Source organism: uncultured Martelella sp., from assembly GCF_963677965.2.
Classification (GTDB): Bacteria; Pseudomonadota; Alphaproteobacteria; order Rhizobiales; family Rhizobiaceae; genus Martelella; species Martelella mangrovi.
In genome coordinates, this window is the sequence record NZ_CAXXFM010000001.1 from 851,743 (window position 1) to 874,365 (window position 22,623).

At 59.7% G+C, this 22,623-nt stretch carries 18 protein-coding genes and 1 riboswitch; of the genes, 8 read left to right on the forward strand and 10 right to left on the reverse strand.

Annotation, left to right across the window (positions count from 1 at the left end):
- Positions 1 to 21: 21 nt before the first annotated feature.
- From ACHZCU_RS04195 to ACHZCU_RS04205, 3 genes are all read right to left on the reverse strand, one after another.
- The gene (locus tag ACHZCU_RS04195) at positions 22 to 1,164 is read right to left on the reverse strand and encodes a carbohydrate ABC transporter permease (protein ID WP_319517778.1); all 1,143 of its coding nucleotides are present in this window, start codon (positions 1,162 to 1,164) and stop codon (positions 22 to 24) included.
- Complete coding sequence (locus ACHZCU_RS04200; protein WP_319517779.1) at positions 1,165 to 2,175, reverse strand: sugar ABC transporter permease; 1,011 nt, start codon at positions 2,173 to 2,175, stop codon at positions 1,165 to 1,167. It lies immediately after the preceding gene.
- 339 nt (positions 2,176 to 2,514) lie between these two features.
- Positions 2,515 to 3,870, reverse strand: a complete 1,356-nt coding sequence (locus tag ACHZCU_RS04205; RefSeq protein WP_319517780.1) for an ABC transporter substrate-binding protein — start codon at positions 3,868 to 3,870, stop codon at positions 2,515 to 2,517.
- A 396-nt stretch (positions 3,871 to 4,266) separates the two neighbouring features.
- On the opposite strand from ACHZCU_RS04205, the gene ACHZCU_RS04210 reads away from it, so the two are divergent.
- Positions 4,267 to 5,289, forward strand: coding sequence for a LacI family DNA-binding transcriptional regulator (locus ACHZCU_RS04210; protein ID WP_106308158.1), 1,023 nt, complete (start codon positions 4,267 to 4,269; stop codon positions 5,287 to 5,289).
- 215 nt (positions 5,290 to 5,504) lie between these two features.
- Here ACHZCU_RS04210 and ACHZCU_RS04215 read toward each other — a convergent pair whose 3' ends face one another.
- Positions 5,505 to 5,759, reverse strand: a complete 255-nt coding sequence (locus tag ACHZCU_RS04215) for a helix-turn-helix transcriptional regulator (RefSeq protein WP_106308161.1) — start codon at positions 5,757 to 5,759, stop codon at positions 5,505 to 5,507.
- 61 nt (positions 5,760 to 5,820) lie between these two features.
- Positions 5,821 to 7,470, reverse strand: coding sequence for a DUF882 domain-containing protein (locus tag ACHZCU_RS04220; protein ID WP_394706018.1), 1,650 nt, complete (start codon positions 7,468 to 7,470; stop codon positions 5,821 to 5,823).
- A gap of 381 nt (positions 7,471 to 7,851) precedes the next feature.
- On the opposite strand from ACHZCU_RS04220, the gene ACHZCU_RS04225 reads away from it, so the two are divergent.
- The 4 genes from ACHZCU_RS04225 (at position 7,852) to ACHZCU_RS04240 (ending at position 12,868) form a co-directional block, all read left to right on the forward strand.
- A complete protein-coding gene (locus ACHZCU_RS04225) occupies positions 7,852 to 9,705 on the forward strand; it encodes a M3 family oligoendopeptidase (protein WP_319517781.1) in 1,854 nt (617 codons plus the stop codon).
- 1 nt (position 9,706) lies between these two features.
- Complete coding sequence (locus tag ACHZCU_RS04230) at positions 9,707 to 10,846, forward strand: aminodeoxychorismate synthase component I (RefSeq protein ID WP_319517782.1); 1,140 nt, start codon at positions 9,707 to 9,709, stop codon at positions 10,844 to 10,846.
- Between the two features lie 10 nt (positions 10,847 to 10,856).
- Positions 10,857 to 11,144, forward strand: coding sequence for a YciI family protein (locus tag ACHZCU_RS04235; RefSeq protein ID WP_319517783.1), 288 nt, complete (start codon positions 10,857 to 10,859; stop codon positions 11,142 to 11,144).
- 278 nt (positions 11,145 to 11,422) lie between these two features.
- Complete coding sequence (locus ACHZCU_RS04240; RefSeq protein WP_106308564.1) at positions 11,423 to 12,868, forward strand: homospermidine synthase; 1,446 nt, start codon at positions 11,423 to 11,425, stop codon at positions 12,866 to 12,868.
- A gap of 253 nt (positions 12,869 to 13,121) precedes the next feature.
- Here ACHZCU_RS04240 and ACHZCU_RS04245 read toward each other — a convergent pair whose 3' ends face one another.
- Positions 13,122 to 14,210 (reverse strand): 2'-deoxycytidine 5'-triphosphate deaminase, encoded by a 1,089-nt coding sequence (locus tag ACHZCU_RS04245; protein WP_319517784.1) that lies wholly within the window; start codon positions 14,208 to 14,210, stop codon positions 13,122 to 13,124.
- Positions 14,211 to 14,279: 69 nt separating this feature from the next.
- A riboswitch (SAM riboswitch) is annotated at positions 14,280 to 14,357 on the forward strand.
- Positions 14,358 to 14,390: 33 nt separating this feature from the next.
- Between ACHZCU_RS04245 and ACHZCU_RS04250 the strand changes: the two genes are divergently transcribed.
- Both ACHZCU_RS04250 and apaG read left to right on the forward strand, forming a co-directional pair.
- Positions 14,391 to 15,575: an O-succinylhomoserine sulfhydrylase gene (locus ACHZCU_RS04250; protein WP_319517785.1), complete on the forward strand. Its 1,185-nt coding sequence runs from the start codon at positions 14,391 to 14,393 to the stop codon at positions 15,573 to 15,575.
- Positions 15,576 to 15,614: 39 nt separating this feature from the next.
- Complete coding sequence (apaG, locus tag ACHZCU_RS04255) at positions 15,615 to 16,007, forward strand: Co2+/Mg2+ efflux protein ApaG (protein ID WP_106308179.1); 393 nt, start codon at positions 15,615 to 15,617, stop codon at positions 16,005 to 16,007.
- Positions 16,008 to 16,077: 70 nt separating this feature from the next.
- On the opposite strand, the gene ACHZCU_RS04260 is transcribed toward apaG, so the two are convergent.
- The 4 genes from ACHZCU_RS04260 to ACHZCU_RS04275 all read right to left on the reverse strand — a co-directional run bounded on the left by ACHZCU_RS04260 (position 16,078) and on the right by ACHZCU_RS04275 (position 21,262).
- Positions 16,078 to 17,685 carry an APC family permease gene (locus ACHZCU_RS04260; RefSeq protein WP_319517786.1) on the reverse strand — a complete coding sequence of 536 codons (1,608 nt, stop codon included), beginning with the start codon at positions 17,683 to 17,685 and terminating at the stop codon, positions 16,078 to 16,080.
- A 246-nt stretch (positions 17,686 to 17,931) separates the two neighbouring features.
- Positions 17,932 to 19,548 carry an FMN-binding glutamate synthase family protein gene (locus ACHZCU_RS04265; protein ID WP_106308185.1) on the reverse strand — a complete coding sequence of 539 codons (1,617 nt, stop codon included), beginning with the start codon at positions 19,546 to 19,548 and terminating at the stop codon, positions 17,932 to 17,934.
- A 111-nt stretch (positions 19,549 to 19,659) separates the two neighbouring features.
- Complete coding sequence (locus tag ACHZCU_RS04270) at positions 19,660 to 20,433, reverse strand: YrhK family protein (protein WP_319517787.1); 774 nt, start codon at positions 20,431 to 20,433, stop codon at positions 19,660 to 19,662.
- Positions 20,434 to 20,536: 103 nt separating this feature from the next.
- Positions 20,537 to 21,262 (reverse strand): GntR family transcriptional regulator, encoded by a 726-nt coding sequence (locus ACHZCU_RS04275; protein ID WP_106308191.1) that lies wholly within the window; start codon positions 21,260 to 21,262, stop codon positions 20,537 to 20,539.
- A 242-nt stretch (positions 21,263 to 21,504) separates the two neighbouring features.
- Between ACHZCU_RS04275 and ACHZCU_RS04280 the strand changes: the two genes are divergently transcribed.
- The gene (locus tag ACHZCU_RS04280; protein WP_319517788.1) at positions 21,505 to 22,593 is read left to right on the forward strand and encodes an ABC transporter ATP-binding protein; all 1,089 of its coding nucleotides are present in this window, start codon (positions 21,505 to 21,507) and stop codon (positions 22,591 to 22,593) included.
- The last annotated feature ends 30 nt before the right edge of the window (positions 22,594 to 22,623 follow it).

The window sequence follows — 22,623 nt, forward strand, 5'->3', positions numbered from 1 at the left end:
CGATTGTCCATCGGGGCGGCATCAGCCGCCCTTGACCGAACCGGCCAGAAGGCCGCGCACGAGATAGCGCTGCAGGGCGAAGAACACGACCAGCGGCACGATGATCGACACGAAGGCGGAGGCCGTCAGGATTTCCCAATTGCCGCCGCGCGAGCCGAGCAATTCCCGCAACCGCGCCGTCAGCACGATCGTCTGCTCGGAATTGCCGAGGAACACGGTTGCCACCAGCAGGTCGTTCCAGGTCCACAGGAACTGGAAGATCGCAAAGGAGGCGAGTGCCGGATAGGACAGCGGCAGGATGATCTTGTTGAAGATCATGAAGTCATTGGCCCCGTCGACACGCGCCGATTCCATCAGTTCACGCGGCAGGCCGGCGATATAATTGCGCAACAGATAGATCGCCAGCGGCAGACCGAAGCCCATATGCGCCAGCCATATGCCGACATAGGTCTTCGCCGGCACATCGAAGGTCTGACCGATGGCGTTGTACATCTTCAAAAGCGGGATCAGCGACATCTGCAGCGGCACGACCAGAAGGCCGACAATGATTGCCAGAAGCAGGTTGCGGAAGGGGAATTTCATCCAGGACAGCGCATAGGCCGCATAGGCCGCCACCAGAACCGGAATGATGGTCGAGGGAATGGCAACCGTCAGCGAATTGAGGAAGGACTGCCCGATCCCCTCCGCCGTCAGCACGTTGCGATAGTTTTCAAAGGTGAAGCGCGGCGGAATTTCTGCGGTGACGAAGATGCGCTCGCCCCGTCGGCTGAAGGATTCCGGCGAGGTCAGACGATAGTCGCCGTTTTCCTCGACGGTCAGCTGCATCCCGTCATCGAGATCGACGGTCTGGCCGACCTCGAACTCCTGCGGACGCAGCGAGGACGTGCCGAAACGGGAAACCTTGCCCGCACCATCTTCCAGCGCATTGCCGGTATTGATGTAGAGCCCGCCCTCCTCGGTCTGCCCGGCCTCGCCCGGCGTGCGGTAAATCAGGTTCTGCGTCGAAGTGGACAGAGACGTCCACCAGCCGGAGGCGACGATCTGGTCCTTGTCACGCAGCGACGTCACCAGAAGGCCAAAGGTCGGGATGGTCCACAGCACGACAAGCACGAGAACGGTGATGTGCGAGAACCAGACAAGCGGCGATTTCTTGTGCGAATACATTTACCGGCCCTCCATCTCTTTGCGCGCATTGCGGATGTTCCAGACCATGATCGGAATAACCAGGACCATGATGACGATGGCGATCGTGGCGCCACGGCCGAAATCGCCGCCGCCGCGGAACATCCAGTCGAACATGAGATTGGCGAGCACTTGCGTATCCCATTGCCCGTTGGTCATCGCGAGAACGATATCGAAGATCTTCAGGACAATGATGGTGATCGTGGTCCAGACGACCGCGATGGTGTTGTAGATCTGCGGGATCATGATCTTGAAGAAGATCTGCACCCCGTTGGCGCCATCGATGACGGCAGCCTCAATGGTTTCTTCGGGAATACCGCGCAGTGCGGCCGACAGCAGCACCATGGCAAAGCCGGTCTGGATCCACAAAAGGATGATCATCAGGAAGAAATTGTTCCAGAACGGCATGGCGATCCACACATGCGGCTCGCCGCCCATGGCCACGACAATGGCGTTCAGAATGCCGATCTGCTCACTGCCCTCGCCGCGATAGTCATAGACGAATTTCCAGATGACCGAGGCGCCGACGAAGGAGATCGCCATCGGCATGAAGATCATCATCTTGGCAAAGGAGCCCCACCATATCCGGTCCGTCAGCCAGGCGATGATCAGCCCGAAAAAGGTCGACAGCGCCGGCACGAAGATCAGCCAGAGCATGTTGTTGAACATCGACTGGCGGAATTCGGAATCGCCGAACATCCAGCGGTAGTTGGCAAGCCCGACAAAATTGTCGCCGGTCGGCCCCCTGAACGATATCCAGGCAGAGGCAACGACCGGATAGACGAGGTAGATGCCAAGCGACAGCAGTGCGGGACCGAGAAACAGCCAGGGGCGTATCATGCCGGAGATGCGCAGATTGTTTGCGCCCTCGGCGGGGTCCTTGGTCTGCGACGGAAAAATCAGGTCGAGTAACTTGTTGGAGCCGTAGAAATAGGCCACGGCAGCCAAAACGCCCGCGACCACAGCCAACAAGGCTATTAAAATCTGTTCCACGCCGTTTGTCTCCCTGGAACCTTTCCGTGTTTCCCGGATTAGCGAAAAGGCTCGATCTCTTTGTTTTTCAGCAATTCCGGACGGTGAACCGGTGTCCACTGCTCCCGGAATTGCTCCAGAACGGATATGAAACTGAGTTCGCCGGACCGTTCTGTTCTTGTCTTCTCAGCTTTTCGACACGCGCGCGGCAAGACCAACCCAGCCGCAAGACGCACATCTTCCTGTCCATGCGCGTCTTCGGAACAGTGCGCTGCCGCGCTATCTCATTTTCGAGGAGTAGCGCACCGGCCCCTCCCGGGCCCGGTGCAGTATGACAAAACGCAAGCCGTTTGACGACCGTTACTTGAGCGTGTCCCAGGAGTTCTGGATTTCGGTCGCCGCATCTTCGGCAGACTGGCCGCCGACATAATCGATCATACCGGTCCAGAATGCGCCTGCGCCGATCTTGCCGGGCATCAGGTCGGAACCGTCGAAGCGGAAGGTCGTGGCTTCCGTCAGGATTTCGCCTTCGCCACGCAGCGTGTCGTTGGCATAGGCTTCCGGGTTGACGTCCTTGAACGGTGTCAGGAAGCCGGACTGGGCCATCCAGACTTCATGTGCGATTGGCGTTTCGAGGAACTCGATGAAAGCCTGGGCCGCAGGGCTGTCCTCGGTGATGCCGAACAGCGTGCCGGCGCCGAGAACGGGCCTGCCGAGATCTTCGCCCTCATAGGCCGGGAAGTAGAAGAAGTCGGCATCAAGACCGAGTTCGGTGCCTTCCGGGAAGAATGAGGGGATGAACGATGCCATGTGGTGCATGTAGCACTTCGGCGGGCTGTCGAAGAGGCCCTTCGGGCTGTCGCGGAAGTCGGTCGAGGCAACGGCATCGGCGCCGCCGTCAACGAACTGATCGTTCTTGGCAAACCAGCCGAACTCGTCGATTGCGTTGACGACACGCGGATCGTTGAACGGAATTTCGTTCGTGACCCACTGGTCATAGACTTCCGGCGGCTGCGTGCGCAGCATCATGTCCTCGACCCAGTCGGTCGCCGGCCAGCCGGTCGCGCCGCCGGAACCGAGACCGATGCACCAGGGCGTGCCGCCGTCGGCAACGATCTGTTCGGTCAGCGCCTTCAGCTCTTCCATGGTTTCGGGAACGTCGTAGCCGGCATCGTCGAAATTGTCCGGCACATACCAGACCAGCGATTTCAGGTCGGCCTTATAAGGAAAGACGTAGAGACCGGGCTCGCCATCGGATCCCTCATAGGTCGACAGATCGACCCAGGACTGACCGGCAGCGTATTTTTCCGACAGGAATTCGCCGGCGGAATCCGGAAGTTCCGTCAGGAAACCCTTGGCTGCGAGGTCGGCGGCAAGGCCGGGCTGCGGGAACACGGCAATATTGGCCGGGCTGCCGGCCTGCGTGTCGATGACGATCTGCTGTTCGAAGGAGTCGGAACCGGAATATTCGACATTCGCGCCGGTGGCTTCCTCGAAATAGGCCAGAACGCTTTCGATCAGATCCTTGTCGGGCCCGAGCCAGGGACCGAAGATCGTCAGCGTCTGGCCGCTCAGATCGTGGGAATCGGAAAACTGGGTAAAGCTGTCCCAGTTGAAGCGGGAATCCTCGCCGGGGGCGAACTTCAGGTCGGCAGCCTGGGCCGCACCGGTAACGAGGGCGAGCGTAGCGACGCCCGTCAACAGAACTTTATGCATGTGATTTACCTCCCATCACATTCGACCCTCTCGAAGGTCTCGGTTGTCATTCGGCGCTCAATTCAAAGCGCTTTGACATCTCCAGAGAATTCGCGCGTGATGGGCTTGAGTCAACCCCTTTCCCTAAAACAAGACCAAATTTTGCCGTTTTTTCGGAGTTGGGACGCTTTTTAATCGATTTTTCCCAAAAAGGGCTTTCCACACCGCCACAAGGGTTGATAAAAAACTCAAACCGCTTTGGAAAGACAGTGAGGGAACCGCTGCACGTTAAGCGCGACGCGCCGGAACCGTGCAGAACATATTTTCCCAGAACCAACCTTGCCGGTAAACGTTTTGGAGCGCAGGAAGTTTCACAGAATTTTCAATGTGTAGCGCGCCTCCAGGGAGGACACGGGAGTGAATCTGAAACAATTGTCGGCGCAGCTCGGTCTTTCGCCGACGACTGTGAGCCGGGCCCTGAACGGATATCCAGAGGTTAACGCCGCGACCCGCGAACGCGTGCTGAAGGCTGCACGCGAAACGGGCTACAGACCCAACCGCACGGCACAGCGGCTTGCAACCGGCAAGGCCGGCTCGATCGGCCTGTTGATGCCGATCGGCGATCAGGTGATCTCCGACCTGCATTTCGGGGAGTTTCTGAACGGGCTGGGCGAAAAGGCCCAGGCGGAAGATTTCCACCTTGTTGTCATGCCGGCCAATCCCGCCGACGAGGTCTCCGCGCTTCAAAGTCTGGCGACCAGCGGTTACGTCGATGGGCTGTGCCTCGCCTATATCCGCGAGAGCGACAGCCGGATCGACCTGATGGAATCCTTCGGGCTGCCGTTCATCGTTCACGGCCGTTTTTTCGACCCCCCGCACCCCTACCCCTCGCTCGATGTCGATAACGAAGCGGCATTTTATGACGCCACGCGGCTTCTGCTGCAGCTCGGCCACCGTCGCATCGGTCTTATCAATGGTGACGAGAAATTCGGGTTTGCGATCAGACGGCGCGATGGTGTGATCAAGGCGCTGGCGGAGGCCGGCCTCAGCCTCAGCGAGGATTTCCACGTTTCCGCGCAGATGACCGAGGCTGATGGCCAGCGCGCGGCCGAACGCTTTCTGGACGGTCCTGAAACGCCGACCGCCATGCTGTGCTCCAGCATGGTGCAGGCGCTCGGCATCGTGCGGGCCGTCGCGCATTCCGGCAAGCAGCTCGGCAAGGACGTTTCGCTGATATCCTATGACGATGTCCTGCCCCTGCTGCGCCCGGAACTGTTTTCCGTGCCGCTGACGACCACGCGTTCATCGCTGCGCACGGCGGGCAAGCGCATTGCCGAAAGGCTGATTCACCGTATCAACGGGCTGGAAAAAGACGAGACCCAGGAATTGTGGCGCCCTGAACTTGTGGTGCGCGCCTCGACAGGCCGGGCTCCTGAATAACCTGCACCTCTTTCAAGAAACGCGCTATTTTGCAAAGTAAAAATTTTGGCAGGTAGCAAAGCCAAAACAGCCTTCCGTTGAGCAGCTCCGAACGACATAACCCTGGCGGGCATAGCGCCGCACCCAGTCACGAAAACCCGCATTGCCACCTGAGCCATAGAGGAAAAACCAACCGTCCGGCTTCAAAGGCGCACATGCCCGTCTTCAAAATGATGTCAGAACTGCCGGATCCAGCTGCTGAGTGCCGAAAATCCTTCAGGATTAATGGCATAGAAACGCTTCGTGCCGACCGGAGTCACTCGGACAAGCTTGCTGTCCAGCAAGGCTTTGAGGTGCTGGGACACCGCCGGCCGGCTGATCGGTAACCCTTCCGATAGCTCGGTCACCGTTTTTGGCTCGCGCCGCATAGCCATCAGAAGATGGCGGCGATTGGGGTCGGCGATTGCGACAAAAGGATCAAACGTGGTCATGCCCGCACATTACGTCAAAGTTACGGGCACCACAAGTACTTCTTTTATGCAAAAGTAGACGTTAAAACCTATCCTGATCGAAATACTCAACAATGGAACGTTGATTTGTATTTTCGCCTGCTTTTCTTTCTAAACTTGCAGACTGATATCCATTACTTGTTTCATTACTTATATCTGACGTATCAGCACCCGCACCGGCACTGCCCGAAAGAACCGAGCCCGGACGGTCACCCTTGACCGGCGCTTCGGGCGTCGTCGCGTTGATGCGCGCGACACTCGGGCGGAACAGGGTTCTGAAGTCGTTGTCCTCGTTATAGGCCACTTCGGTGGTTTCGCCCATGACCGACAGCTTGCGCGCCAGTTCGCTATGCGCTGACTTGCGCGGGTCACGCGTCGGCTCGGGCACGCCGGCAGAAGACGTGCGGCTGGCCGCCTGGATCTGCTCCGGCGTGATCTGCGCGCCTTCATCCAGCCCGGCATAAGCAAGACGCGGGCTTGGAATGGGCACTTCGCCATCGATGAAGCCAAAGCGATCATTTTCGAAACCGCCACCATCGCCAAGCGAAGCGACCTCAACCGGCTCCGGCTCGACAGGTGCTGCAGCATCGGCCACAAGCACATCCCCCACCGTCATGCCCTGCTCCGGACCAAGCGAGGCGGGGCGAGAGCGGGGAAGCGGGATGTTGGCCGCGATCGCCAATCCAGGTTGCGCTTCCGGCGGGTTGGGATCGACGAGGGCCGTTGCAAGCGGTGTACCGAGTTCCGCATTATCCGCGCCCGGACGGGTCAGCGGCAGAGGGATATCAAGATTGTCGAAGCTGACGGCCGCCGTCAGGATATCGACCGGCCGCTGCGCCGGCGCCGTCTGGCGCGTGGGGGTTGCCGCACGCTGCTGGGAGCCGCCGGAACTGCTGCTGTCATTGCCGGAGCGATCGCGGTTGAACAGCATCGAAAGCAGGGTCCGCCCTTCGTCTTCGTCACCGTCATCCGCGGTATTGTTATTGCTGGCGACACGCACGGGCTGCGAGCCGGACACACTGCCCTTGGCCTTGTATTCAGCCAGAGCCTGCTGATATCCGGGCAACGGCTTGCCATCGGCTGGAAGGTGAAGCGTATGCCCTTCCGGGAACAAAGAGACAAGCTGGCTTCGGCTCATGCGCGGCCATGCACGCACGCTCGCCACATCCAGATGCACGAAGGGTGACCCGGAACGCGGATAATAGCCCACACCGCCGCGCTGCATCTTCATCGCGGTCGCGCGCAGTTTTGCCAGCGGCACGCCGGGAATGAAGAAGTCCATCGCATTGCCGAGCATATGCTGGGACTTCTTGGCCACGCCGGACGATGTCTTGCGCAGCATCGCGTTGGTCTGCGGTGAACGATAGGCGGAGACGACATTGATATAATCCGTCGCGCCGACCTGCTGGTAAACTTCCCAGACCAGATCGAACAGCTTGGGGTTCATCGTGGTCGGCTCCTTGCGGCGCCAGTCGCGCAGGAACCAGTTGAGTTGCTCGAGCCCCTTCTTGTCATAGCGGCCATTGCGCTTGAAGGTGATCTCGGCTTTTTCGCCTGTGTGAAGGAAATAGAGTTTCAGCGACCGGGTTTCCGCCCGTGCCTGATCAAATCCGAAAACGCAGAACATGGCCGCAAGCATCGCCAGAACGGCAAAGGTCCGTTTCAGGAATATGCTTGATGGACGGTCAGTCAAACCGAACTCTCCCTGGATACTCTGAATGTCTTGATCGGGGCCCCGCTTTGTCCGCGCTCTTCAAAGGTCCCGGACAGCGACCCTTTTTTGAAGGTCCAATGCGGCGCAAACGAGGCAGATTTCCCGCCTGACTTTCAGCTTGCCATTTTATAGGCAATATTTGGTTAAATTCCTAGAGCCATCGATAACCGATTAACCTTTCGCAAGTGTTAAGTCCTTGTCGCAAATCAACCCGACATTTCCTCCGCCGGGGCCGATTTTCATCAATAAAAGTCTGGCGCGATATTTTCCGCGCTTGCGATTGCGGGGCGACATCGTGACACATATGTTGAAGCCAAGTCCAACGGCGACGACCGCATAAAAAACAGGAAAGACAGATCCATGTTCAACGCTTCATTTCCGCGCATTCCGGCTGACAGCTCCGCTCAGGCGGCCGAGACCGGCGACGAGGCCCTGGGCCAGCTGCCCGAATGGGATCTCACCCATCTTTATCCCGGCGCGTCCTCGCCCGAGTTCAACAATGCTTTCGATGAAGCCGCCAAGCAGGCCCGCTCCTTTTCAACCCGCTGGAAGGGCAAGCTTGCAGAAGCCGCCGCCAAAACCGGCGATGACGGCCTCGGCGCCGCCATCGAAGCCTATGAAGCGCTTGGCGACACGCTCGGACGTCTCGGTTCGTTTGCAGGCCTTTCCTATTACGCCAACGCCGCAGACCCGGCGCTGCGCAAGCTTTACGGCGACACCTCTGCACGGATTACCGAAATCTATGCCGACCTTCTGTTCTTCGAACTGGAACTGAACCGGCTGGACGAGGACACGATCAACAAGGCGCTTGAAGCCGATCCGCGCTTTGCCCGCTACCGCCCCTGGGTTTTGGACCTCAGGCTGGAAAAGCCGCATCAGCTCGATGACCGGATCGAACAGCTGTTCATGGAGAAATCCACGACCGGCAATCAGGCCTTCAACCGCCTGTTCGACCAGACCATGGACCGCATGCGCTTTACCGTGGACGGCGAGGAGATGCCGATCGAAAAGGCGCTCAATCTTTTGAGCGACACCAAGGAACCGGTGCGTCGCAAGGCGGCGGAAGCGCTGGCAGCCACCTTCAAGGACAATCTGCCGACATTTTCGCTGATCATGAACACGGTGGCAAAAGACACCGAGATCAACAGCCGCTGGCATGCCTTCGAGGATATCGCCGACAGCCGTCACCTGTCCAACCGGGTCGAGCGCGAGGTTGTCGATGCGCTGAGCGAAGCCGTGCGCGAGGCCTATCCGCGCCTGTCCCATCGCTACTACGCGATGAAGGCGAAATGGCTCGGCATGGACCAGATGAACTACTGGGACCGTAACGCGCCGCTACCGGATACCGCCGAGCGCGTCATTCCTTGGGACGAGGCACGCGACACGGTGCTTTCCGCCTATGGCGCGTTTTCGCCGGAAATGGCCGGCATTGCCCAACGCTTCTTCGACGAGCAGTGGATCGATGCCCCGATCCGCCAGGGAAAACGCACCGGCGCCTTTGCCCATCCGACCGTGCCCTCCGCCCATCCTTATGTTCTGGTCAATTATCTCGGCAAGCCGCGTGATGTGATGACGCTCGCCCACGAGCTCGGCCATGGCGTGCATCAGGTGCTGGCGGCCAAACAGGGCGCGCTGATGTGCTCGACCCCGCTGACGCTGGCTGAAACGGCTTCCGTCTTCGGAGAAATGCTGACCTTCCGTGCACTGCTTGCGCAGACCACCGACAAGGCCAAGCGCAAGGCCATGCTCGCCCAGAAGGTCGAGGACATGATCAACACGGTCGTGCGCCAGATCGCCTTTTACCAGTTCGAGCGCAAGGTCCATACCGCCCGCCGCGAGGGCGAACTGACGGAAGACCAGATCAACGACATGTGGATGTCGGTGCAGGCCGAAAGCCTCGGCCCGGCGATCAAGCTTGCCGATGGCTACGAGACCTACTGGAGCTATGTGCCCCACTTCATCCATTCGCCGTTCTATGTCTATGCCTATGCCTTCGGCGATTGCCTGGTGAACTCGCTCTATGCCGTCTACCAGAATGCCGAAAGCGGCTTTCAGGACAAGTATTTCGAGATGCTGAAGGCCGGCGGCACCAAGCACCATTCCGAACTGCTGAAGCCGTTCGGCCTCGATGCATCCGACCCGGCCTTCTGGAGCAAGGGGCTTTCGATGATCGAGGGCCTGATCGACGAACTCGAAGCACTCGACAAGGAATAGGATGAAGCGCGCCGTCTTCCGGGACGACCTTGCCGGTCGCATGCTGAGCTTTTGCGACCCGCATGCGCTGATTGTGGCCGAAACCCCGGCAGATGTGCCGGGCGCCTTCGCCCGCATGGAAGAAGCCCGCGCCGCAGGCCACTGGCTGGCGGGCTACATCTCTTACGAGGCGGGGTTTCTGCTGGACCCCGCCTTTTCCGCGCGTCCCCTCGAAAAGGGGGAAACGCCCTATATCTGTTTCGGGGTTTTCGATGCGCCCGAGGAGGCCGGCCTCGCAACGGCCAGCGCGAAAAACCCGTTCCTCTCCGATTTCCGACCTGCCTGGGATTTTGCCGCCTATCGCCAACGTTTCGAAACCCTGCACGCCCATCTGATGGCCGGCGACTGCTACCAGGGCAATCTGACATTCGCGGTTCATGCCCGCTGGAGCGGCGATCCCGTTGAAGCCTTCCATGGCTTTGCCGAACGTCAGCCGGTGCGCTACGGCGCCTATGTCGATCTTGCCGGACCGCGCATTCTCTCGCGTTCGCCGGAACTGTTCTTTTCGGTCGACAGCGACGGTTTCATCGAGACCCATCCGATGAAGGGAACGGCCGCGCGCGGGGCCACTCCGGCCGAAGACGAGGCGATCATCGCGGCAATGCTGGATGACGACAAGACGCTTGCCGAAAACTGCATGATCGTCGACCTGCTGCGCAACGACATCTCGCGGATTGCCGAACCGGGCAGCGTGCATGTGCCGAAACTGTTTGCAATCGAGACATATCCGACCCTCCACCAGATGGTCAGCCATGTGCGTGCGAAGCTGAATGCCGATGCCGACCTGCAATCGATTTTCGCCGCACTGTTTCCCTGCGGCTCGATCACCGGCGCGCCGAAAATATCGGCGATGAAAATCCTGCAGGCGCTGGAAGACGGACCACGTGGCGCCTATTGCGGCGCGATCGGCCATATCGCGCCGGACGGCACCATGCGCTTCAATGTCGCCATTCGCACGATCACGCTGTTCGATGACGGGCGGGCGGTGTTCAATGTCGGCGGCGGCGTTGTTGTTGATTCGACCGCACGCGCCGAATATGAAGAAGCCTTGCTGAAAGCCCGTTTTGCCGCCGGCGACCTGTCCGCCGCGCCGGCTGGTTGAGGAGACCGCGATGATCCTGATTTCGCTGACCTATGTGGCGCCCATGGAAGCAGTCGAGAAACATTTCGACGGCCATATCGAATGGTTGAACCGCCATTATGCCAGTGGCGATTTCATCGCCTCGGGACGCAAGGTTCCCCGCACCGGCGGCGTCATCATCGCGCGCGGCAGCCTGGAGGCGGTGCGCACGATCTGCGAAACCGACCCCTTCGTCAGCGAGGGCGTGGCAACCTACGAACTGACCGAAGTGGATTTTTCCAGAACCATCGCCAGCGCCGAAGGGCTGAAGTCGTCGTGACGACATGACCAGCGAACGCCCCTTCCGGATGTTGCCCTGTGCCCGATCCTACAAGGGTATGAAAGACGCCGATATCGATGCCCTTCGCGGTCATCTTGGAGAAGTTTTGAACTGACTTCTGGAATGGCGGCAACAAATCCGCTTTACTGTTGCGCGACGCTGTGGTCACGCTTCATGCGCGACAGAAGGCGTCGGGGAACAAAACAGCCGCGCCACGATTTCCCTTGCGTTCGCGGCAATCGCTTCGTGCGCTGGCACCAACCGAGAAGGAAACGGAAATGCTTCAGGAATACCCGATCCACGCCGAAATCACCGGACCCATTGTCATGATCGGTTTCGGGTCCATCGGGAGAGGCGCCCTGCCCCTGATCGAGCGGCATTTCAATTTCGACAAGTCGCGCATGGTGATTATCGACCCCAACGATGCCCACGCCAATATCGCGGCAAACCACGGCGTCCGCTTCATCCATGCCGCCGTGACCAAGGACAATTACGAGGAACTGCTGGAACCGCTTCTGACCGAAGGCGATGGCCAGGGCTTTTGCGTGAACCTGTCCGTCGACACCTCCTCGCTCGACCTGATGAAGCTCTGCCGCTCGCTCGGCGTGCTTTACATCGACACCGTGATCGAACCCTGGCTCGGGTTTTATTTCGACGAAAACGCGGACAATGCCGCACGCACCAATTACGCGCTGCGCGAAACGGTGCGCAAGGAAAAGCGCAAGAACCCGGGCGGCACCACCGCTGTTTCCTGCTGCGGCGCCAACCCCGGCATGGTGTCGTGGTTCGTCAAGCAGGCGCTCGTCAATCTCGCCCGCGATACGGCCATGAATTTCGTCGAGCCGATGGCGGACGACCGCGAGGGCTGGGCGCAGCTGATGAAGGATGCCGGCGTCAAGGGCGTTCATATCGCCGAGCGCGACACCCAGCGCTCCAAGTTCTTGCGCCCGCAGAACACATTCTGGAACACATGGTCGGTCGAAGGCTTCGTGGCCGAGGGCATGCAGCCCGCCGAACTTGGCTGGGGCACGCACGAAAAATGGATGCCGAAAAATGCCAGGAACCACAAGAAGGGCTGCAAGGCCTCGATCTATCTCGAGCAACCCGGCGCCAATACGCGGGTGAGAAGCTGGTGCCCGACGCCAGGCCCCCAGTACGGCTTCCTCGTCACCCACAATGAATCGGTTTCGATTGCCGACTATTTCACGGTGAAAAACGACAAGGACAAGGTGACCTACCGGCCGACCTGCCACTATGCCTACCATCCGGCCGATGTCGCCGTGCTCTCCCTTGATGAAATGTTCGGCAATGGCGGCAATGCGCAGGCGGAAAGCCTGGTGCTGGAAGAAGCCGATATCCTGACCGGGATCGACGAACTGGGCGTGCTGCTCTACGGCCACGACAAGAACGCCTACTGGTACGGCTCAAGGCTTTCGATCGAGGAAACCCGCGATCTGGTGCCTTACCAGAACGCAACGGCGCTTCAGGTCACCTCCGCCGTTCTCGCCGGCATGGTCTGGGCGCTGGAAAACCCGGAAGCCGGTATCGTCGAAACAGACGAAATGGACTATCGCCGCTGCCTTGAAATCCAGTCTCCCTATCTCGGCCCCGTCGAGGGCCACTACACCGACTGGACTCCGCTCACCGACCGCCAGACCTTCTTCGAGGAACGCAAGGACGAGAAAGACCCCTGGCAGTTCAAGAACATTCTGGTTCAGTTCTGAGAACTGGTTCGCCAATCGCGATGCGTCATCCTCGGGCTCGACCCGAGGATCCAGGCTGTCTCCCAGACGGTCGGCGCTGGCGGTCGGTTCGCCGCAGCAAGACCTGCCAACTCTTCTCGCGACAAGCGTGGTTAGATCCTCGGGACAAGCCCGAGGATGACGCAGGTGGAGGGAATACGCGCTTGGGAAACACCGGAACTGTGCCGCAACGCCAGCCGCTCGACCGCCCGGTTCCCTTGCCCGAAGCCGCGTCTCACCCCACCCGAAAATGCTTGGAGAGCTTCAGCCCCTGCGCCTGATAATTCGAGCCCAGACCCGAACCGTAAAGCGCTGTCGGCGGGTCCATCATGTGCTCGTAGACCAGGCGGCCGACGATCTGGCCGTGTTCGAGGATGAAGGGCACCTCATGGCTTCTGACCTCCAGCACCGCGCGCGCGCCCTTGCCGCCGGCGCCGGCATGGCCGAAGCCCGGATCGAAGAAGCCGGCATAATGAACGCGGAATTCGCCGACCAGCGGATCGAACGGCGTCATCTCGGCGGCATAGAGCGGCGGCACGTGGACGGCCTCGCGCGAGACGAGAATATAGAATTCGTCCGGGTCGAGGATCAGCTCCCCCTTGCCGCGCCCCTCGATCGGCTCCCAGAAATCGAGAATATCGTAACCGGCCTTGCGGTCGACATCGATGACGCCGGTGTGGTGCTTGCCGCGATAGCCCACAAGCCCGTCACCCTCCAGATCGATCGAAAGCGCGATACCGCCATCGGAAATATTGGGCATGTCGCTGGCAACCAGCGTCTCGGCGCGGTGCAGCACCATCAGCGCGTCTTCGGCAAGCACCGCATGGCCGGAGCGGAAACGGATCTGCGAAAGCCGCGAGCCCTGCCGCACGATAACGGGAAAGGTCCGCGGTGAGATTTCGAGATAAAGCCGTCCCTCGTAACCTGCCGGGATGATATCGAATTCCTGTGCGAAATCGGTGATCACCCGGGTAAAGATATCGAGCCGTCCGGTCGAACTTTTCGGATTGGTCGAGGCCGACAGGTTTTCGGGCAGGCTCAGCGCCTCCATCAGTTCGACAATATAGACGCAGCCGGTTTCCAGCACCGCGCCTTGCGTCAGGTCAATCTCGTGCATGCTGAGCCGTTCAAGCTTGTCGCTCACCCGGTGCTGCGGGCCGGGCAGAAAACTGGCGCGCACCCGATAGGCTTTGGCGCCGAGCCTGAGATCGAGACTTGCGGGCTGAATCTGGTCATGATCGAGCGGACTGACAGTCGTCAGGTTGTTGTGTTCGAGTAATGCGGCAATGGCGTGATCGGCCAGTATTCCGGGCTTCTTTGACATGTTTTGCTCCTGTTGGCCGACAAAACCAATCTTTCAGAATTGACGCAAGCGCTTAGAGGGATTATGCCGCATTATCCCTGTGGTGATTTGGCCGGTCGGCTTGCAGCCACGTAAAACAACTCGCTAAAAGACCGGGTAACCGGTCCCTTCGCGACCGGTTTTTTTGTTTGGAGAAAGAAGATGAAGAAGTCCTTGCGTCCGCAAACCAAACTCGTTCATGCAGGCAGCCTGCGCTCGCAGTATGGCGAGATGTCGGAAGGCATCTTCATGACGCAGGGCTTTCTTTATGAAAACTCCGCCGCCGCCGAGGCACGCTTCAAGGGTGAGGACGACGGTTTCATCTACGCCCGTTACGGCAGCCCCACCAATGCCATGTTCGAGCAGCGCATGTGTGCGCTGGAAGGGGCGGAAGACGCCCGCGCCACTGCCTCTGGCATGGCCGCCGTCTCCGCCGCAATCCTGTGCCAGCTGAATGCCGGCGATCACATCGTTGCCGCCCGCGCGCTATTCGGTTCCTGCCGCTGGGTCGTGGAAACGCTTGCGCCGAAATACGGCATTGAATGCACGCTGGTCGACGGCCGTGATATCGCCGCCTGGGAAGCAGCCGTCAGGCCCAACACAAAACTGTTCTTCCTCGAAAGCCCGACCAACCCGACGCTTGAAGTTGTCGACATCAAGGCCGTCGCCGACCTTGCCCATCAGGCCGGTGCACGTCTCGTGGTCGACAATGTGTTTGCGACGGCGCTCTACCAGAAACCGCTCGAACTCGGCGCCGATGTCGTCATCTATTCGGCCACCAAGCATATCGACGGTCAGGGCCGCTGCCTTGGCGGCGTCATCCTGTCGTCGAAGGAATGGATCGAGGAGGAATTGCAGGACTATTTTCGCCATACCGGTCCGGCACTTTCACCCTTCAATGCCTGGCTGTTGATGAAGGGGCTGGAAACCTTCCCGCTGCGCGTGCGCCAGCAGACGGCAAGCGCTGCAAAGATCGCCGACTTCCTCGCCGATCAGAAACAGGTGGCCCGCGTAATCTATCCCGGCCGTGCAGACCACCCCCAGGCCGACATCATCAGCAAGCAGATGACGGCCGGTTCGACGCTGATCGCCTTTGAACTGAAGGGCGGCAAGGAAGCGGCCTTTGCGCTGCAGGATACGCTGGACATCGTCTCGATCTCCAACAATCTCGGCGATGCCAAGAGCCTGATCACCCATCCGGCGACCACGACGCACAAGAACCTCTCCGACGAGGCACGCGCCGAACTCGGCATTACCGGCGGCACCATCCGATTTTCCGCCGGTATCGAGGATACCGATGATCTGATAGACGATTTCGCCCAGGCACTTGCAAAACTGCCGGGATAAGCGTCAAGATTGCAGCTCGGGACCGATCGGAGGCGGCCATTGGAGAGCATAACGACGGATGAAGTCGAAGTCAGGGTGGAAACCCGTTTTCTCGACGAGCATTCCTCCCCTTCAGAGGACCAGTTCGTCTGGGCCTATGACATCGAGATCGTCAATCACGGTGCAATCGAGGTCCAGATCATCTCCCGCTACTGGACCATCACCAATGCCGACGGGGCTGTTGAAGTCGTCAACGGCCCCGGCGTCGCCGGCAAGCAGCCGGTGCTGGCGAGCGGCGAACGCTTTTCCTATCAATCTGCGGCCCCGCTCGACACGGCCTCGGGCATCATGGTCGGCCACTACGTGATGCGCACCGGCGATAACCGTCTGCTGAAGGTGGCAATCCCGCCGTTTTCTCTCGATTCGCCTTACGAAGATCGCCCGCATCACTGAGCGCGGAAATGAAAAACCGCCCCTCCTGCTGGAAAGAGCGGTTTTCCCGATTTCGCCGGTCGCGCAACGCTTACCCGCGTGACATGACATCCTCGACATCGTCGCCGTCATATTCCTGAAGCTCGATATCGCGCTGTTCCCTGCGGAACCGGTCGAAGACCTCCTGCGAAACCCGGCCGCGCACCGCCATCAGGAACACCAGGATCGACAGCAGGGCCGCCAGGATCGAATCGATCGGATGAGGGATGACCCCCAGACCGCCGCCATAGCCGCCGAGATAGGAGAGAACGGCGATCCCGGCCATATAGACGCCGAACCAGACCGCGCTCATCGGTTCGAGGTCCTCACGCCCGATCACTGCAAGTCTGAGGAAGAACAGCGCCGCGCCAACGGCCAGAAGCGCAATCAGCACCCAGATCGTGCTCCAGCCCGACCAGTAGATCATCAAGCTTGCAATCATGAAGGCAACAGCACCGATGAACCCGGCTGCCGGCACCACAAAGGGACGGTGCGCATTGGGCGCGAGATAGCGGAACGCGACCATCGAAACCGGGCCGGCAATGAAGGACAGAACCACAGCCGCACTGTTGAGCGCGAGAATTTCCTGGAACGGCAGGACGACCAGCATGAACAGCGCCACGACATAGTTGAGGATCAGCGCCCACAGCGGCACGCCATGGACATTCAGCCTCGCAAAAAGGCGCGGAAACACGCCATTGTTCGACATCGCGAGCGCCAGACGGGCGTTGGAGCCGACCGAGACGAGGCCGCTGCCGGCCGGCGAGATCACGGCCGCGACATTCAACATGCTCAGCAACCAGAGAACGCCGACCGATGTGGCAAGCGCGCCGAGCGGGCCCAGTTCGTGGCTGGCCTCGATCGTCTGCCAGCCATTGGCCAGAGACGCCGGGTCGATGGCGCCGACAAAGGCGACCTGCAGACCGATATAGATCGCAAGGCAGATGAGCACCGAGAAAATCAGCGCCAGAGGGATCACCCGTTGCGCATTTTTCACTTCACCGGCCAGATCGATGGCATGCCGGAACCCGATAAAGGCAAAGACAACCCCGCCGGTCGAAACCGCGGCAAAGATGCCCGGCACCCCGAACGGCGCAAAACCGCCCGCCGATGTGAAATTCGATGGTTCGAACCGTGCAGCAATGATGGCGACGATGAAGATCACCGGAACGACCAGCTTGAACCAGGTCATCGTCGTGTTGATGCGCGCAAACCAGGCAACACCGAAAACATTGACCACCGTCAGCACGGCGAGGAAGACGGCGGCGGCAAGATAGCCCGCCAGGGTCAGCCCGCCGGCGGCATTGGTCAGCCACGGCAGGTAGGACGAGGCATAGCCAAGCGAGGCCTTCACCTCGATCGGCGCGGTGGTGCAATAGCCCACCCATGCGCTCCACCCCATGGCCAACGCCAGAAGCCGCCCGTGGGAAAACTGCGGAATACGGGCGATGCCGCCCGCAATCGGAAAAAGTGTCGAGTTTTCCGCATAGGTCAGGGCGATCAGCAGCATCGCCACCGCCCCGATCAACCATGAAATAATCGAGGCCGGACCGGCCAGCTGGGCCGTGTCGAGTGGTGCAAACAACCATCCCGATCCCAGAACGCCGCCCACGGCGACAAAAGTCAGTCCAACCAGGCCAATATCGCGTCGCATTGCCATTTTGGTGCTCCCCCAGCGTAACGCGTTTTATCGAACGAAGCTGACCACCCCTGCTGGCTCACTACAGTGAATTTGCATTTCTGCAATTATGAGTATTCATGCGCACGTATTTTCGTGTCAACTTATTTACGCGTCGTTCCGTCAGATTCTGCTGTCGACGTGAACAGACACTTTGACCCGAAAGTCGAGAAATTCTCCGCTGTTATTGCGGAGAAAGAAGGGCGCTCGGGCTAAGCATTGCCCGGACTAGGCATTGCTCGCCCGAAGTTTGACCAGATCTTCGACCGGGCGGAAGCTGTCGGAACTTGCCGCACGCCACCAGTCGGCATAGATCGTGGAATCCGGATCGGACAGCAGCACGCCTTCAGCCAGGAAGGGATGCAGCTTGTCAAGCGGCACGGATTCGTGCGAGCCGACCCGGTGCATGATGTGGTGCGGCTGAAGGTCCTGCGGATGGGCATAGCCACAGGCCGCGACGATATCGGCCAGTGCTTCAAGCGTCTTCTTGTGAAAGCGAGCGGCGTGACGTCCCTGTTCCTCGGGCACAAGGGCGCGCTGGCGCCACTTGTCCTGGGTGGTCACCCCGGTGGGACAGGTTCCGGTGTGACAGCGCTGGGCCTGAATACAGCCGACAGACATCATGAAGGCGCGCGCGGCATTGCACCAGTCGGCGCCCAACGCCAGATTGTGCGCAAGCCCCATGCCGGAAAACACCTTGCCGCTGCCCGCCAGCCTGACATGCTGTTTCAGACCCGCGCCGACCAGCGCGTTGCGCATCAGAAGAAGCCCGTCCCAAAGCGGCATGCCCACCCAGTCGGCAAGTTCAAGCGGCGCTGCCCCCGTACCGCCTTCCGCACCGTCGACGACGATGAAATCCGGATAGATGCCGGTGGTCATCATCGCCTTGACCAGAGCGAAGGGTTCATGCGGCTGACCGACGCAGAATTTGATGCCGACGGGCTTGCCGCCGGAAAGCTCGCGCATCGACGCGGCAAATTCCAGCATCTGCGCGGGCGTGGAAAACGCCGAATGCCCGCGCGGCGACAGACAGTTCTCATAGACCGGAACACCGCGCACCTCGGCGATCTCGGGCGTGACCTTGGAGCCTAAAAGCATGCCGCCATGGCCGGGCTTGGCCCCCTGGCTGACCTTGATTTCGGTCATCTTGACCGCATCATTGGCCGCCTTGTCACGGAACTTTTCCGGATCGAAGTGGCCATCCTTGTCGCGTGCGCCGAAATAGCCCGAACCGATCTCCCACACGAGATCGCCGCCATATTCGAGATGGTGGCGGCTGAGACCGCCCTCGCCCGTATCCTGATAGAAACCACCGTCGCGGGCGCCGATATTCATCGCCTTGACGGCATTGGCGGAAAGCGCGCCGAAACTCATCGCCGAAATATTGAGGATCGAGGCCGAATAGGGTTTCGAGCTCTGCTCGTTGCCGACCATCACCCGCGGAGACAGATCGGGGTTCCGCTCCGGCACCATGGAGTGCGAGATCCAGTGATGCGGCTCCTCGTAGAAATCAAGTTCCGTCCCGAAGGGAATAGTATCGGCAAGCCCGTGCGAGCGGGTCTTGATCAATTCGCGCGCAGCATAGGAATAGGGCGTTCCGTGCGTATCGTCTTCCACCGCATAGGCGCGAATGAAGGGCCGAAGCGACAGCGCCAGCCAGCGCAGACGGCCTGCAGCAGGATAGTTCCGGGTGATCGTCCAGGATGACTGGAACCAGTCATAGGCCGCAACGGCAAGTGCGGGGATCGTGAACAGCAGTATCCAGAACCATCCGGCCGCAATCGCCACCACCGTAAAGAAAGCAGCCGCAATCGGCACGATGCACCGCAGAAGCATATCAACCATCGGGAACCTCTCCTTGTTGTCTTCCTGCGCTACCAGAATACGTGCAACCTGGCTAGCATACACAGCGCAACCTCAGGGAATAATGGATTTCTTTGCTACCGCAAGTAAGAACTAGTGTTCCCAGGGCTTTTTCCTGTGCGGCGCCAGCGGCTTGACCGGATATTTGCCAAACTGGGTCGGCTTGCCCAGAGCCTGCGCCACAATCCGGTAGGCACGACGATAGTTGAGAAGACCACCGACGAAAAACAGAACACTGCCGACGAGGTACTGCCAGGCGAGGAAGGCATCCAGTCTGGCCTCGTCGGCCGCGTTTGCGAGGTTCCACAGATAGGGGATCGAGGCGACGGCAAACAGGGTTGATCCGACCACGAAGGTCACCGCGGTCAGGTTCATCATCTGCAGGGTGACGAGGTCATCCGCCTGCACGATCTGGATGACGTTGATCACGGCGCCGATCACGAAAAGCACGCTGCCGATGATGAAACACCAGGCACCGGCGATGTACCAGCCGACATCGGAGAGAAAAAAGATACTGCCAGCCACGAACAGAAGCGTGCCGGAAACATAGGTCCACGCCGCCCAGAATTCCAGCCGGTCCCAGATGGTGGCCGAGTTCTTGCGCTCTCTGGCATAGGCGAACACTTCGATCAGGTCATGTCCGGTGACGAGCAGATAGAGAAGCGATCCGAAGAAAAAGATCCACGCCCCGAGATCGGCATAGGCCGAAAGCGAGGGGAAAAAACAGATACTGCCGAAAATGAAGACCGCACCGCCCAGCTGATAGGCCGCCGCATTGATGGTCTCCCATCTAAAGTTCTTTCTGACTGCCGGATCGTCAGCAACGAAGTCATGCATGCGCGGGCGGTTCACGAACATATGCGGCATTGGGGGTGCTACTCCTTCTGTCGCGGCGATCATGGCGTGCATAAAAGCGGTTGAAAAGCCCCGGCAATGCACAAATTCCGGGCGGGTGCCCTGCCGTCCTTGCCTAGATCGCCAGGGCCTCTTTCAACGTCAGGCCATCGCGCGGGCGCAGATCGAGATCGCTTTCCATCAGATCGAGATGATGCAGCATGGTCTGGGTCGCGCGTTCGCCATCACCGGCTTCCAGCGCGTTCAGAATATCCTCATGCTCGGAATGACCGCAGCTCGACACACCGGAGCGGCCGTAAAGCGCAATCACCAGCGAGGAGCGCACCACCAGTTCGTTCATGAACTTTTCCAGCACGGCATTGCCGGAAAGGGCGGCAATCATCAGGTGAAAATCACCGGAAGCCTTGATCTCAAGCCGTTTCGCCGCCACGCCGCGTTGCGCCTTGTGGTGGTTTTCATGCGCCAGATGCGTGCGGAACCGCGCGATATCGGCGGGCGTCATGTGCCCGATCGCCATCGTGATCAGGCTCGGCTCGATCAGCCGCCTCGCGGCAAACACCTGCCGCGCTTCTTCCGGCGTCGGATTGGATACACATGCCCCCCGGTTGCGCTCGGTCTGGACAACACCTTCGAAGGTCAGCATCTGCAATGCCGAGCGGGCAACCGTGCGGCTGACATTGAAAAGCGTGCCGACTTCGGCCTCCGGCAGGCGCGTTCCGGGTGCAAGCCTTCTGTCGACAATCGCATCCCGCAATGCGTCGCGAATACTGGCCGCCCTGTCTTCCTGCGACGCGTCCGGCGGAAGTTGCGGTGTCTCCGAGAGTTCGATCTGATGTTTCATAATCTGCCTTTTAGCGCCGCATTTTTTGTTTGCAAACAGTCGAACTGAACCTTTCTCCAGATTGCACACAATTTGACCTTCTCATTGCGTGCAAAGATTACTTTTTACGCATGCACCATCGCACGTCTGTTTACGCTGACGTCAAGGAATAAATTAATTCAGCAAAATCAATTCTCTAAATTTTATGCGTCAAACTGGCACGTTTGATGCTTCACAGTTTACCAGTGAAACGGGGACCTGTGATGACCAAAGCAGCCGCGATAGAGATTGCCTCTGTATCCAAAATCTACGGGCACACGACTGCAGTTGATGCCATTGACCTGAAAATTCCCGCCGGCACCTATTGCTGTCTGCTCGGCCCGTCCGGCTGCGGCAAGACGTCGACGCTGCGGATGATCGCCGGCCACGAGTCGATATCGAAAGGCGATGTCCTTCTCGGTGCCAAGAACGTCACCGGCCTGCCGCCGGCGCGCCGCGGCACGGCGATGATGTTTCAGTCATATGCGCTGTTCCCGCATCTCGATCTGATCGAAAACGTCGCCTTCAGCATGAAGATGAAGGGCGTCGCCAAGGCGGAACGCAATGAAAAGGCGCTCGACATGCTGAAGCTGATGCAGCTCGAGGCCTATGCCGAGCGCCGACCGGCACAGCTTTCGGGCGGCCAGCAGCAGCGCGTGGCGCTTGCCCGCGCCCTGATCACCGATCCGGAAGCCCTGCTGCTCGACGAGCCGCTTTCCGCGCTCGACCCGTTTTTGAAGGTGCAGATGCGCGCGGAGCTGAAAAAGCTGCAGACATCGCTCGGCATCACCTTCGTCCATGTGACCCACAGCCAGGAAGAGGCCATGGCGCTTGCCGACCTGATCGTGGTGATGAATGACGGTCGTATCGAGCAGGCGGCAACCCCGCGTGAGGTATTCGAAAAACCGGCCACGGCCTTCGTTGCCCGTTTCATGGGCGATCACAATGTCATTTCCGGCAAGGTTGCGGAAAAGACCGGCGCCGGCATCATGCTCAAGGTTGCCGAAGGCGGACAGTTCGCCGCCGTCGGCCGCGCAGTCGAGGTCGGTGAAAAAGCCGATATCGCGGTGCGCAACGACCATATCCGCATCGGCAAGACCGAAACGCCGGGGCTTGGCTTTACCGGCATCGTCACCACCGTCGAATATCTCGGCGCGACAGTGAAGCTGATCCTCAACGGCGCCGGCGTCGAGGATTTCACCGTCATTCTTTCCGATTCCCGTTTCTTCGAAACCCCTGTTCGTGTGGGTGAGGCCGTTTCCGTTCACTGGAACGCCTATGACGCGATCATTCTCGGACAAAAACAACAATAACCGTCTTCAAAGATCTTCACAGGAGAACTG

Excerpts from the sequence above, each read along its gene's own strand:
- ACHZCU_RS04245 (WP_319517784.1), bottom strand. The coding sequence starts at position 14,210 with ATGTCAAAGAAGCCCGGAATACTGGCCGATCACGCCATTGCCGCATTA.
- ACHZCU_RS04260 (WP_319517786.1), bottom strand. The coding sequence starts at position 17,685 with ATGGCAATGCGACGCGATATTGGCCTGGTTGGACTGACTTTTGTCGCC.
- ACHZCU_RS04235 (WP_319517783.1), top strand. The coding sequence starts at position 10,857 with ATGATCCTGATTTCGCTGACCTATGTGGCGCCCATGGAAGCAGTCGAG.
- ACHZCU_RS04230 (WP_319517782.1), top strand. The coding sequence starts at position 9,707 with ATGAAGCGCGCCGTCTTCCGGGACGACCTTGCCGGTCGCATGCTGAGC.
- ACHZCU_RS04205 (WP_319517780.1), bottom strand. The coding sequence starts at position 3,870 with ATGCATAAAGTTCTGTTGACGGGCGTCGCTACGCTCGCCCTCGTTACC.
- ACHZCU_RS04240 (WP_106308564.1), top strand. The coding sequence starts at position 11,423 with ATGCTTCAGGAATACCCGATCCACGCCGAAATCACCGGACCCATTGTC.
- ACHZCU_RS04280 (WP_319517788.1), top strand. The coding sequence starts at position 21,505 with ATGACCAAAGCAGCCGCGATAGAGATTGCCTCTGTATCCAAAATCTAC.
- ACHZCU_RS04225 (WP_319517781.1), top strand. The coding sequence starts at position 7,852 with ATGTTCAACGCTTCATTTCCGCGCATTCCGGCTGACAGCTCCGCTCAG.
- ACHZCU_RS04275 (WP_106308191.1), bottom strand. The coding sequence starts at position 21,262 with ATGAAACATCAGATCGAACTCTCGGAGACACCGCAACTTCCGCCGGAC.
- ACHZCU_RS04270 (WP_319517787.1), bottom strand. The coding sequence starts at position 20,433 with ATGCCGCATATGTTCGTGAACCGCCCGCGCATGCATGACTTCGTTGCT.
- ACHZCU_RS04195 (WP_319517778.1), bottom strand. The coding sequence starts at position 1,164 with ATGTATTCGCACAAGAAATCGCCGCTTGTCTGGTTCTCGCACATCACC.
- ACHZCU_RS04250 (WP_319517785.1), top strand. The coding sequence starts at position 14,391 with ATGAAGAAGTCCTTGCGTCCGCAAACCAAACTCGTTCATGCAGGCAGC.
- ACHZCU_RS04265 (WP_106308185.1), bottom strand. The coding sequence starts at position 19,548 with ATGGTTGATATGCTTCTGCGGTGCATCGTGCCGATTGCGGCTGCTTTC.
- ACHZCU_RS04215 (WP_106308161.1), bottom strand. The coding sequence starts at position 5,759 with ATGACCACGTTTGATCCTTTTGTCGCAATCGCCGACCCCAATCGCCGC.